The 12,746-nt window shown below is 57.5% G+C and carries 11 protein-coding genes and 1 pseudogene; 8 read left to right on the forward strand and 4 right to left on the reverse strand.

The features are described 5' to 3' along the window. Positions 1-141 precede the first annotated feature (141 nt). The 8 genes and pseudogenes from JNB85_RS18995 to JNB85_RS19030 form a co-directional block, all read left to right on the forward strand. Positions 142-825: pseudogene (locus JNB85_RS18995) on the forward strand (inositol monophosphatase family protein); the annotation flags it as partial. Between the two features lie 456 nt (positions 826-1,281). After that, the gene (gene ugpB / locus JNB85_RS19000) at positions 1,282-2,607 is read left to right on the forward strand and encodes a sn-glycerol-3-phosphate ABC transporter substrate-binding protein UgpB (protein WP_220335859.1); all 1,326 of its coding nucleotides are present in this window, start codon (positions 1,282-1,284) and stop codon (positions 2,605-2,607) included. Between the two features lie 64 nt (positions 2,608-2,671). After that, positions 2,672-3,556, forward strand: a complete 885-nt coding sequence (gene ugpA / locus JNB85_RS19005; protein ID WP_220335860.1) for a sn-glycerol-3-phosphate ABC transporter permease UgpA — start codon at positions 2,672-2,674, stop codon at positions 3,554-3,556. Between the two features lie 11 nt (positions 3,557-3,567). Beyond that, positions 3,568-4,416 carry a sn-glycerol-3-phosphate ABC transporter permease UgpE gene (gene ugpE / locus JNB85_RS19010; RefSeq protein WP_220335861.1) on the forward strand — a complete coding sequence of 283 codons (849 nt, stop codon included), beginning with the start codon at positions 3,568-3,570 and terminating at the stop codon, positions 4,414-4,416. A 2-nt stretch (positions 4,417-4,418) separates the two neighbouring features. Next, positions 4,419-5,471 (forward strand): sn-glycerol-3-phosphate import ATP-binding protein UgpC, encoded by a 1,053-nt coding sequence (locus tag JNB85_RS19015; RefSeq protein ID WP_220335862.1) that lies wholly within the window; start codon positions 4,419-4,421, stop codon positions 5,469-5,471. Between the two features lie 52 nt (positions 5,472-5,523). After that, entirely contained in the window at positions 5,524-6,273 is a 750-nt protein-coding gene (locus JNB85_RS19020) for a glycerophosphodiester phosphodiesterase family protein (RefSeq protein ID WP_220335863.1), read from the forward strand. Between the two features lie 9 nt (positions 6,274-6,282). Continuing rightward, the gene (locus JNB85_RS19025; protein ID WP_220335864.1) at positions 6,283-7,068 is read left to right on the forward strand and encodes a DeoR/GlpR family DNA-binding transcription regulator; all 786 of its coding nucleotides are present in this window, start codon (positions 6,283-6,285) and stop codon (positions 7,066-7,068) included. Further along, the gene (locus JNB85_RS19030) at positions 7,065-7,868 is read left to right on the forward strand and encodes an HAD family hydrolase (protein WP_220335865.1); all 804 of its coding nucleotides are present in this window, start codon (positions 7,065-7,067) and stop codon (positions 7,866-7,868) included. The genes JNB85_RS19025 and JNB85_RS19030 overlap by 4 nt, the downstream gene beginning before the upstream one ends. Before the next feature lie 602 nt (positions 7,869-8,470). Here JNB85_RS19030 and JNB85_RS19035 read toward each other — a convergent pair. The 4 genes from JNB85_RS19035 to JNB85_RS19050 form a co-directional block, all read right to left on the reverse strand. Next, entirely contained in the window at positions 8,471-9,196 is a 726-nt protein-coding gene (locus JNB85_RS19035; RefSeq protein WP_220335866.1) for a ribonuclease activity regulator RraA, read from the reverse strand. A 7-nt stretch (positions 9,197-9,203) separates the two neighbouring features. Then, positions 9,204-10,937 carry an L-arabinonate dehydratase gene (gene araD, locus JNB85_RS19040; protein ID WP_220335867.1) on the reverse strand — a complete coding sequence of 578 codons (1,734 nt, stop codon included), beginning with the start codon at positions 10,935-10,937 and terminating at the stop codon, positions 9,204-9,206. 94 nt (positions 10,938-11,031) lie between these two features. Further along, entirely contained in the window at positions 11,032-11,904 is an 873-nt protein-coding gene (locus JNB85_RS19045) for an ABC transporter permease (protein ID WP_220335868.1), read from the reverse strand. 3 nt (positions 11,905-11,907) lie between these two features. Continuing rightward, entirely contained in the window at positions 11,908-12,723 is an 816-nt protein-coding gene (locus JNB85_RS19050) for an ABC transporter ATP-binding protein (RefSeq protein ID WP_220335869.1), read from the reverse strand. Positions 12,724-12,746: the final 23 nt, after the last annotated feature.

The raw sequence follows: 12,746 nt of genomic DNA on the forward strand, positions 1-12,746 counted from the left end.
CCCGGCAACCTAGCAACCATGCGCGTTTTACGCAGTCGCTCGAGAGTAGCGCAGGTAGCGATGAGTGGTGACTTGGAAGTCACGCGGTCGCGCTAGCGGATCGATCCAACAATCGCGGCTTAGCGAAGAAGTCGCTAATTCAGGCGCGAAACGCTTGTGATCGAAACGAAGCGGGACTTGCAGGATGTCGTGTCCATTGCAGACCGCAACGTCGAAACGTTGATCAGGCAGCGCGTAGCGGAAGCTTTTGCTGCAGACGGGTTTCTCGGCGAGGAATGCGGTTATCAGGAAGGCCAGTCGGTATTGACATGGGTGGTCGATCCGATCGATGGAACGGCGCCCTTCGTCAATGGGATGCCGACATGGTGTGTATCGATCACCGTTCTGCACTGCGGCGTCCCGGTGATCGCCGTCATCCATGTTCCATGCTACGATGAGCTTTACGCAGCGGCAGCGGGCATGGGTGCGAACCTGAATGGCAAGAAGCTCAGCCTCGATCCGTCGCGCAATTTGCAGAATTCAATGACCGGCATCGGCTGCAACAGCTATGTCGCCCCGGAACGGATGGGCTCGATTGTCTCTGCCGTGCTTGGTGAAGGGGGGAATTTCATCCGCAACGGATCCGGCGCTCTGATGCTCGCCTATGTGGCCGCAGGCAGGCTTGTTGGCTACTACGAGCCCTATATGCGTGCTTCAGACTGTATGGCCGGCTACTGCCTCGTCAAGGAGGCAGGTGGAACCCATCTACCGTTCCCGGCTGAGGGAGAGGGCTTGTTGCAGGGCCATCCGGTGCTGGCGAGCAATCAGACAGTCTATACGGATCTATGGCAATCCATACTGGTTGCATGGCCTAGTCCACCCGACGCAGGACTTCGAAAACCTGCGCAATGTGCCACTAGACTTGCGACGGTCTATTCGGCAGGCATCCCATATTTCAAGCAGAAGCCGAGGTCGGCACGCTCTTCATCGTCGACCTCGCCACGACCGGCATTCCTGCCAAAACTCCATATGGTTTGCGCCCTCAGCATCACGGTAGCCGATTTTCATTCGAACATTTGATGAAGGCTTGGGAGGGCACGTTCCAGCAGCGCTCTAGATCTCGAACGGCAGATTTCGATCAGGTCATCGTCCAAAGCCGAAAAGATCATCGCTAGTCGAATATTTGCGGCGCTTGGCATTTTCAAGGAATGTTCAAATGAACATTCTTCATTGCAATATGAATATCGGCTGCTAGGGTTGCGTTCGGAGCGGGAGGCTCCAAACATCAATTGGGAGTGAGAGATGATTAAGGCTGCTTATTATCTGTCTGCGGGCCTGCTGAGCCTGTCCTTAACCGCTCCGGCCATGGCGGCGACCAAGATTCAATGGTGGCACGCAATGGGCGGCGAGAACGGTGCGAAGCTGGAGCAGATCGCTAAGAATTTCAACGCGTCGCAGACCGATTACGAAATCGTGCCGGTTTTCAAGGGGACATATGACGAAACTCTGACCGGTGCCATTGCTGCGTTCCGCGCCAACCAGCAGCCGGCAATCGTCCAGGTCTACGAGGTCGGAACAGGTACGATGATGGCCGCCCAAGGCGCAGTTTATCCGGTCTATCAACTTATGAAGGACGAAGGAGAGGCCTGGGACCAGAGCAAGTTCATTGCTCCGGTGGTCGGATATTATTCCGATACGAACGGCAACGTCCTGTCGTTACCGTTCAATTCCTCTACTCCGATCCTGTACTACAACAAGGATATTTTCAAAAAGGCCGGACTTGATCCGCAAACACCCCCTAAAACCTGGACCGACGTCGAGGCGTTTTCGCGCAAGATCATGCAATCTGGCGCCGCCAAATGCGGATTTACCAGCGCCTGGATTTCCTGGATCCAGACCGAAAACCTCAATGCGTTGCATGACAAGCCTTATTCGACCAAAGCAAACGGCTTTGGCGGTCTCGATGCGGAATTTACTTTCAACAACGACCTGACCGTCCGCCACTGGGCCAATTTGAAGAAGTGGCAGGATGAAGGCCTGTTCAAGTTCGGCGGCCCTGGAGGCGGCGATAACGCTCCGCCGATGTTCTATTCGCAGGAATGCGCCATGTATATGAATTCGTCCGCAGCCCGGGCAGGTGTCGTCAACAACGCCAAGGGCTTCGAGGTCGGGTTTGCGCCTGTCCCATATTATGACGATATCATCCAGCAGCCTCTGAATTCAATCATTGGCGGTGCCACCCTTTGGACGCTCAAGGGGCGGCCCGAGGAAGAATACAAGGGTGTCGCGAAGTTCTATACCTATCTGCAAAAGCCCGAGGTCCAGGCCGACTGGCATCAGTTTTCCGGCTACCTGCCAATCACCGAAGCGGCATACAAGCTCGGACAGGATCAAGGCTATTACGACAAGAACCCCGGATCTGACATCGGAATCAAGCAGCTCACGCGCGTCACTCCTACCGAAAATTCTAAGGGCATCCGCTTCGGAAACTACATTCAAGTTCGCGGCATCATAGACGATGAATTTTCCGCCCTATTGTCGGGCAAGAAAACCGCCAAAGAGGCGCTCGATTCTGTCGTTTCACGCGGAAACGAACAGCTCCGAGACTTCGAAGCCTCCAATCAATAGTCGCACCGAAGGGCCGGCTTTTGCGCCGGCCCTTGGTCCAGAAACTATTGGGACGTGAGGACTTATGCAAAGCAAACGAACCGTCTTTCCGGGCAAGGTTTTGCCTTATCTGCTGATTGCCCCGCAGATCTTGGTAACCGTCGTCTTTTTTCTCTGGCCGGCTGCAACCGCGTTCTGGCAATCGTTTCTGCGTCAGGATGCCTTCGGCTTCAAAACGAACTTCGTGTGGTTCGACAACTACCGCCGCCTGTTTGCCGATCAGCTCTATCTCGATGCCTTTGGCCACACCCTGATATTCGCTTTTCTGGTGACAGCGTTGTCAACGTCGATCGCTTTGGTACTGGCCGCAGCCGCAACGCGCGTATTGCGCACCTCACGGCTCTATTCGACCCTGCTGATCTGGCCTTACGCCGTCGCACCCGCAATCGCGGGTATTCTGTGGTGGTTCATGTTCAACCCGTCGATCGGGATCATCGCCTATCTCCTGCGCTGGATGGGGGTGAATTGGAACCATCTGATCAATCCTAACGATGCGATGGCACTCATCATCGTCGCCGCTACTTGGAAGCAGATTTCCTACAATTTCCTGTTTTTCCTCGCGGCACTGCAGTCCGTGCCGCAGTCCCTGCAGGAGGCCGGAGCCATCGACGGAGCGGGTCCCGTCAAGCGCTTCTGGACGATCGTCTTTCCGCTCATCTCACCGACGACCTTCTATCTCGTGGTCATCAACATCGTCTACGCGATGTTCGACACGTTCGGCATCGTCCATGCGACCACGCAAGGAGGTCCCGCACGGGCCACAGAGATTCTTGTCTATAAGGTTTATTTTGACGGCTTCATCGGGCTCAATCTCGGCTCTTCGGCTGCCCAATCGGTCATTCTCATGGTGATCGTCGTCGCGCTGACGGCTATCCAGTTCCGCTTCATCGAGCGACGCGTCCAGTATTGAGGATCACGACGATGGTCGAAAATCGCCCCTTTCTAACTTTCCTCGCCCACCTGGTTTTGATCCTCGGTGTCGTCGTCGTGGTCTTTCCGGTCTATGTCGCCTTCGTCGCATCGACCCACGGGCCTAACGACTTTCTTTCTGGCGTCGTGCCGCTTACGCCGAGCACGCACCTGATCGAAAATTATTCCACGATGCTTACAGCCGGCATGACAAATGCCGGCGCGCCGCCCATCGGGCCGATGATGCTGAATTCGTTGGTCATGGCAATCGGTGTCGCAGTCGGCAAGATCGCAATCTCGATCCTGTCGGCCTTCGCAATCGTCTATTTCAGATTCCCGTTCAGGAACCTGGCTTTCTGGATGATCTTTATTACCCTGATGCTGCCGGTCGAGGTGCGTATCGTGCCGACCTACAAGGTGGTCGCCGATCTCGGCATGCTCAACAATTACGGCGGCCTCATCGTTCCGTTGATCGCTTCGGCTACGGCAACATTTCTGTTCCGTCAGTTCTTCCTTACCATACCTGACGAACTGATGGAGGCGGCACGCGTCGACGGCGCGGGACCGATGAAATTCTTCTGGGACATCCTCCTGCCCCTGTCGGTCACCAACATCGCCGCACTCTTCATCATCCTCTTTGTTCTCGGCTGGAACCAATATCTGTGGCCCTTGATCATCACGACCGATCAGAGCTTCTACACGGTGGTGATGGGTATTCAGCGCATGGCGGCCGTCGCCGATGCAGAACCGCGCTGGAACGTCGTCATGTCGGCCGTCATCCTTGCGGCTCTACCCCCTGTCCTCGTCATCGTCGCCATGCAACGCCTTTTCGTTAAAGGCTTGGTGGAAACGGAGAAATAAGAATGGCAACGATCAATATAATCGACATCAAGAAGAACTACGGTTCAGTCCCCGCGGTCAAAGGCATCGACCTTTCGGTCGAAGACGGCGAGTTTATTGTCTTGGTCGGTCCCTCGGGCTGCGGAAAATCGACCCTGTTGCGAATGATCGCAGGCCTGGAAACAGTCAGCGACGGCGAGATCCAGATCGGGGGGCGCAATGTCAACAAGGCAGAGCCGGCCGAACGGGACATTGCCATGGTGTTTCAGAACTATGCGCTTTATCCGCATATGAGCGTGCGCAAGAATCTCGAGTATGGTCTGAAGAACCGTGGCACGCCGCGAGCAGAAATCGATCGCCGGATCGCTGAAGTCGCAGATATCCTGGAGATCGGGCCGATGCTCGAGCGCAAGCCGCGGCAACTGTCCGGCGGCCAGCGCCAGCGTGTCGCCATGGGACGGGCCATCGTGCGCGAACCGGCCGCCTTCCTCTTCGACGAACCCCTGTCCAATCTCGATGCCAAACTAAGGGTGCAGATGCGGGTGGAAATCCGCAGATTGCAGCGTCGACTGAAGACCACCAGCATCTATGTCACCCACGACCAGCTCGAGGCGATGACATTGGCAGATCGTCTCGTGGTGATGAACGGCGGTCTTATCGAGCAGATCGGAACACCTGTGGATGTTTACGATCGCCCTGCCAGCCTCTTCGTCGCGAGCTTCATCGGCTCGCCGCCGATGAATATCCTGCCACTCGACCTCCTCAGGCAAGGGGACGGTAGTGGATTGCTCACGCTGCCTGCCGGCACGGATACGATCGGCATCCGGCCCGACGGTATTTTGACGGAGAAGCCGGGCGAACCTGCAATCCGCCTCGATGCGACGGTGGAGCTGTTGGAGCCGATCGGTGGCGAAAGCCATTTGCACATCCGCCTGGGCGAGAGTAATCAGACGGCCATTCTAACGGTGCCTGGACGACCCGACTTCAGCGAAGCCAGCAGGACCCCGGTCTATATTTGCATTTCAGCTCTTCATCCTTTCGAGCGTCAGACAGGCAAGCGGACAGACCATCGCTGATATGGCGCAGCGACCCCAACGATACCGATTTTTGCTTTGAAAAGTGAACATGATGACCAAGCACCTGAAGGCTTCGGGCCCTGCAAAAAACGAGATCCAGGCCCATCGAGGCGCGTCTGCCGTCGCCCCCGAAAACACGATTGCGGCGTTCAAGGCGGCAGCGGAACAGGGCGCGCAATGGGTCGAACTGGACGTGGCGCTTCTCGGCGACGGGACGGCCGTTGTCATTCACGACGTGACCGTCGATCGTTGTTCGGCTTCGGAGGGACACCTCAAGGACATGACAGCCGCCGATCTCTCGGAAATTGATGCAGGCTCTTGGTTTGGCGCGAGATTCAAGGGCGAAAGGATCCCGCTGCTTGCCGATGTCGTCCCGGAGCTGGGTCGCCTCGGCCTCAACGTCAATGTAGAGATCAAGCAGCATCCCCATCAGACATCGCTCGAGCAATTGGCATCAACGGTACACGAGCATCTGCAAAATCGTGCGGCGCACACGCAGGTGATGATCTCCAGCTTTGACCCGCATGCATTGCGGGCAATGAATAGGCTGGATGCGAACTATGATCTCGCTATGCTTTGGAGCAAGCTGCCCGAAGACTGGGCCGACCAGCTTGCGGCCGTACCGGCACGAACAATTCATCTCCTCTATAAGTCGCTGAGCATCGGCTTCCTAGAAGAGGCGGCAAGCTGCGGGATCAAGGTACGCGCATGGACTTGCAATGATCCTTGTTTGCTGACGTCTTTCTGGCCGGCCGGTCTGACTGGTGTGATAACCGACGATCCGAGCCTTTTTCTAAAGTAGGGACAACCGATGGCGCAGCGCATGATCTCAGCGCGACAGCGTGAAATCCTGGCATTGATCGAAAACGACGGAACCCAGTTCATCGAGGAGCTTGCCCGTCGTTACGATCTGACGACGCAAACCATACGCCGCGACATCAACACGCTCTGCGATCTAGGCTTTGCCCGTCGATTTCACGGCGGAGTAGACCTCCCGGTCGAAGGCAGCAATATATCTCTCAATGCGCGCGCGCAGTTGAACAAGCGCGCTAAGCGGTCAATCGCCAGGCGCCTGGCCAGCGATATCGGTCACGACTCCACCGTTTTTCTCGGGATCGGGAGCACAGTTCAATTCGTGGCCGAGGCGCTGCGCGACCACAAGGGACTGACTGTGATAACCAATAATATTCATGTGGCGCTGACGCTTTGTGATGCTCCAGCTGTGGAAGTGCATCTGACGGGAGGATTGCTGCGCCATGACGACCGCGATGTCGTTGGCGCCGACGTCATCAAGTTCATCGAGAAGTTCTATGCCGACTATGCGGTTTTTGGTGCCGGTGCGCTGAGCGCGACGAACGGGATTATGGACTTCAGCTATGGTGAGGCGCAAATCACCAATGCTTTAATCGAGAATTCGCAGATACGCTTTCTCGTCGCCGACGTCAGCAAGTGGGAGCGAATCGCGGCTGTTCGCGTCGCTCCGTTCAAGCAGCTCAACCGCTTGTACACGGACCGCCTGCCAGGCGATGCTGAAAGCAGGCAAGCACTTGCCGCGAGCGGCGTGGAAATCGTCACAAGCGGCGAGGAAAATCGATGACTTTTGTTGATCGAGCTCCCTCTCCAGAGGAGCTTCGAGGCGTGCGCTATCTCTTCACCGACATTGACGACACGCTGACGACCGAAGGCCGGCTGCTGCCCGAGACCTATCAGGTGCTTTGGGATCTCAACGATGCCGGCATTGCCGTCATTCCGGTCACTGGAGGTTCTGCGGGCTGGTGCGAGCATATTGTCCGCGCCTGGCCCGTTAAGGCAGTCATCGGCGAAAGCGGCGCCTATGCCGTCTTTCAGCGGGGGCGCAATGTGATTTTTGATTATTGGGAGGGAGAGGCCGTTCAGAGCGAGCGGCAACGGCGGCATCTCAAAACGGTCGCCAATATTATCGCACGCGAGGGCTTGCCCTTTCAAATTGCACACGACCAAATCTTTCGGCTGGCAGACGTCGCCATCGATATCGTTGGCCGTCCACCGGCAGAGGTTGACCGCTTAGCAGCGTGTCTGCGGGCCCTTGGGGCAACCGTCGCAATCAGCTCGATCCATATTAACACCTGGATCGGTAATTACGACAAGCGCGCTATGAGTGAGCGTCTCTTAATACAGGAATTTGGCATCGGCGTGGAAGCCGTGCCGCAGCTAGCAGCCTTTGTCGGTGATTCCCGCAACGATGCGCCAATGTTCGGCTATATCGCCAATTCCTTCGGCGTTAACAATATCCTGTCGATATTGCCGCAGTTGCCGCATGCCCCTCGATGGATTTCGAGCCGGCCTGCCGGCCTCGGCTTTGCTGATATTGGGACGACCATTCTTGCAGCTGCCAAAAAACACAAAGGCTTAGAGTAAGAGTAAGAGCCGGCCCGGACGCGGGAGATGGGTCGCTGCACTCACCAATTGCTCAGGCGCGTGGTCTTGTGGGGCGGCATCTCGAGGAAATGGTCTACCAATTGGTGCAGGATTGTCGTCACGCCCGGCCACGAATTCCGTTCGCAAGATCTAGCTTTGTGAGGCATTTAAAGCGCCGACGTATCGCCGTTCGACACCCAACGGCCGTCGCTTTTCAGACCTTCTTGTCTTCTCATCGCTCGTTCCGGTTGGTAGTTTACCTTTTCGAGTCGGATCGGCTCCTCCACTCCCTCTGCATTTTCGATAATAATCTTCTACCCTTCCCGCAGGCTAAGAAGAGCAAGACCGCGAAGCGTATCCACGGGGAGCAGCCTGCCGATCGGCGTCGTCATACGGCCAGTGGTGAGGACCCGCGTGTCCCGCCTCCCGTCGACACTGAAGGTCACTCGACTGTTCAGGCTTCCAGCATCTTCTGGCAGATCCTTCCTAAACACCAAGATCGCGGCGTCCAACTTTCGCTTAAGGAGCGGGAGCAGCGGGCTGGCGCGAACGAAGGGGTCATCGGACATCGCCTAGAGCAGACATTCCCCGGCTTAGTTTTGCTATCGATTGTGCCGAACGCGCCAATCTGCATAGCGCTGTTCGTATTCTTCTTTAGTTTTCGGATAGAGACCAATGATCTGTTCGCCGCTCTTTACCTGCTCCAGGACGAAGTCCTCATAGCTTTCCATTTCGGTGCACTCGTCGGCAAGCTCCTCGGCGAGATGAGCTGGGATGACCATGACGCCGTCCCGGTCACCGACCAGCACATCTCCAGGAAACACCGCAACGTCACCGCAGGAGATCGGAACGTTGATATCCAGCGCCTCGTGCAGAGTGAGGTTGGTCGGGGCCGACGGCTTGGAGTAATAGGCGGGCATGTCCAACGAGGCGATCCCTTCCGCGTCGCGGAAGCCGCCGTCAGACACGACGCCCGCGGCACCCCGGAGAGCGAGACGGGTGATGAGAATGGAGCCAGCTGTCGCCGCCCGCGCATCCTTGCGCGCGTCCATGACGAGGACTTGTCCGGCAGGGCAGGTCTCAACTGCGACACGCTGCGGATGATCTGCGTTGCGAAATACCGTGATCGGGTTGCGGTCTTCGCGGGCAGGGATGTACCGGAGCGTGAACGCTTGGCCTACCATTGTTTCGGGCTTCGGCGAAACAGGTACGACGCCTTGGATGAACTGGTTGCGAAGGCCGCGCTTGTAGAGCGCAGTGGCGATCGACGCAGTCGAGATCTTCTTGAACTTCGCGCGCGTTGCGTCGGAAAGCACATAGTCGGTCATAGTCACCTCAAAAGATATCTGGTTCGCCCGCTGCACGGCCGAAGTCGGTTTGAAGGAAGTCGAAATCGCAACCCTTGTCGGCCTGAGTGACGTGCTGAGAGAACATCCAGCCCCAGCCCCGCTGGAACCGCGGCTCGGGCGCCTGCCAAGCTGCCCTGCGCCGCGCCAGTTCCGGTTCATCGACGAGCATGTCGAGAGTGCGGTTCGGGAGATCGAGACGAACGATGTCTCCTGTTTTCAACAGCGCAAGAGGGCCGCCCACGAAGCTCTCCGGCGAGACGTGCAGGACACACGCACCGTAGGACGTACCCGACATCCGGGCGTCCGAAATCCGGAGCATGTCTCGATGGCCCCTCTTGATCAGAGCTTTCGGAATCGGGAGCATTCCCCATTCAGGAAAGCCGGGGCCACCCTGAGGGCCGGCGTTACGAAGAACAAGCACGTGGTCAGGCGTGACATGGAGATTTTCGTCGTCGATGGCCTTCTTCATTTCCGGATAGCTGTCGAACACCAGCGCCGGACCCTCATGGACGTGATATTTGGGATCGCAGGCCGCAGGCTTGATGACCGCGCCGTCAGGGCACAGGTTTCCGCGAAGAACAGCAAGCGATCCTTCGTGGTAGACGGGATTGCTCAATGGTCGGATGACATCGTCATTGAAGACCTGCGCGCCTTCCAGGTTTTCACCCATCGTCCTGCCCGTCACAGTCAGCGCGGAGAGGTCCAGGCGATCGTCCAATTGCTTCATCAGGGCACGAAGACCTCCTGCATAAAAGAAGTCCTCCATCAGGTAGTCCTTGCCGGACGGACGGACGTTGGCAATCAGCGGCGTGACCCGGCCAAGCTCGTCGAGGTGATCAAGTGTCAGCTCGACGCCAGCACGTCTCGCCATCGCGATAAGATGCACGACGGCGTTGGTGGAGCATCCGGTCGCCATTGCTACAATTGCGGCGTTCCGACACGAGGCGTCGGTGACGATCTTATCCGGTGTGAGGTCTTCCCAGACCATCTCGACGATGCGTCGGCCGCACGAGGCGGACATGCGCTGGTGGTTTGCATCGACAGCAGGAATAGAAGAGGCGCCCGGAAGGGTCAGGCCCATTGCGTCGGCGATCGCCGTCATCGTGCTCGCCGTTCCCATCGTCATGCATGTACCGGCGGAGCGGGCGATACCGCCCTGGATGCCGAGCCACTCTTCGTCGGAGATGTTACCGGCGCGACGCTCGTCCCAATACTTCCAGGCATCCGACCCGGATCCGAGGACCTTACCTGCATAGTTGCCACGAAGCATCGGGCCAGCGGGAAGGTAGATCATCGGAACGCCCGCTGACAGCGCGCCCATGACAAGGCCCGGAGTGGTCTTGTCACAACCTCCCATCAGAACCACCCCGTCGAGTGGATGCGAGCGGATCATCTCCTCAGCCTCCATCGCCAGCATGTTGCGATAGAGCATCGAAGTCGGTTTGGTGAAGCTTTCGTCAACGGACAGCGACGGCATTTCGACGGCAAAGCCCCCAGCCTGCGCCACGCCCCGCTTTACATCCTGCACTCGTTCCTTGAAGTGCGAGTGACAGGAGTTCAGTTCCGACCACGTGTTCATGATCCCGACGATCGGCTTGTCGCGGAAGTCTTCTTCCGCATAGCCAAGCTGCATCAACCGGGACCGGTGGCCAAAGCTGCGGAGGTCGTCCGGGGAGAACCAGCGCGCAGACCGCAGCGTTTCAGGTGTCTTCTTCGTCATGGTTCATTCCACACGTCTTGCGTTTTGATGCATCCGACGTCCAAGGTTGGCATGCCTTTTGGAGCCTTGGCCCGACCATCGACGGTCCGTCAGACTATTCCTTCATTCCCCATTTCTGGATCGTGTGCCGCTCGAGCGTCCGGAAGACGAGGTTCTCGACGACGAGGCCGATCACGATAACCGTCAGCAGGCCAGCGAACACTGCTGGGATGTCGAGCAAGTTGCGATTCTCGAAGATGAACCAGCCGAGGCCGCCCTGACCGGAGGAGACACCAAATACCAGTTCGGCAGCGATCAGGGTTCGCCAGGCAAATGCCCAGCCGATCTTCAGTCCGGTCAAAATCGACGGGAATGCAGCCGGAATCAGGATTCTGGTGACGTAGGAGAAGCCGGTGAGACCGTAGTTCGCTCCGACCATTCGCAGAGTGCGCGACACCCCGAGGAAGCCCGAGTGCGTGTTCAGCGCAACTGCCCAGAGAACAGAATGGATGAGGACGAACACCAGGCTTGAGGCGCCAAGGCCGAACCAGATCAAAGCCAGTGGCAATAGCGATATCGCCGGAAGCGGATTGAACATGGCCGTCATCGTCTCGAGAAAATCGGTGCCGATCCGGGTGTTGATGGCAAGGACTGTCAGGATGGCAGCGAGCACCGTGCCTGCGGCGTATCCCATGAGTAGGATCTTCAAAGTCGTCGCGATACGGGACGGAAGCGTACCGTCTGCCAACCGGTCGACCAAAGTTTGCAGCGTGTCCGTCAGTGTCGGGAAAAGAAGCGGGTTGTCCAGGTGCACCGCATAGACTTGCCAGAGCACAGCCAGGACGACGATGATCAGGGTCTTGCGAAATGCGCCGATGCCCCAGACCAGTTCGAAGGGCGAAAGCTTCTGTTCGACTGCCGCGAGGTTCCCGTGCAGAGCCCCGGCGCCTGTATTGCCTTCAACGAGAAAGATCTGTGGCTTGGTCATGTTTTACTCCCGGTGTCCCGGCTCCGAAAAGAGCAAATCGTGGATATCTTTTTCCAGTGCTGTGGCACTGCCATCTTCTGTAGATGCGGCGTCGGCATTGACGACTTCAGCCTTCACCCGGCCGGGATGCGGCGAGAGAAGAAGGATTCGATTCGAAATCTTGATCGCTTCGGCAATCGAATGCGTTACGAAGATCACCGTAAACTTGGTGTCGTCCCAAAGCTGGAGCAGTTCGTCCTGCATCTGGCGACGGGTGAGAGCGTCCAGAGCCGCGAAAGGTTCGTCCATCAGCAGGATGTCCGGCTGCATCGCCATGCCACGAGCGATCGCGACACGTTGCTTCATGCCGCCAGACAGGGTGTGTGGGAAGCTGTCCACCGCGCGGGTGAGCTTGACCTTCTCGATGTAGGACCGGGCGATCTCTTCCGCTATTTTCTCGGGAAGCTTTCGCGCCACGAGGAGCGGGAACATCACGTTCTGTAGAACCGTCTTCCACGGCATCAGCTGGTCGAATTCCTGGAAGACCATCATCCGATCCGGTCCCGGCTTCGTCACTTGCCGACCATTGATGGAGATCGTTCCCGCCACCGGCTTCATATAGCCGCCCACGGCTTTCAGGAGTGTGGACTTTCCGCACCCCGAAGGTCCGAGGAGGACGAAACGGTCGGATTGACGGACGTCGAAACTGACGCTCTCGGTTGCTGTGACCAGCAGGCTCGGCGTCTTATATCTCAAGGTGACTTTATCGACGCTGAGAAGCGGCTGCAGCGCTGCTGTTTCGACTGGACTTTGCCCAGCCCTGACGGTCGCGTGTAGCATTGGAGAATTCCTTGTGTGAGTGC

The sequence above is a fragment of the Rhizobium mesosinicum genome (genome assembly GCF_019511345.1).
GTDB classification, from domain to species: Bacteria; Pseudomonadota; Alphaproteobacteria; order Rhizobiales; family Rhizobiaceae; genus Rhizobium; species Rhizobium mesosinicum.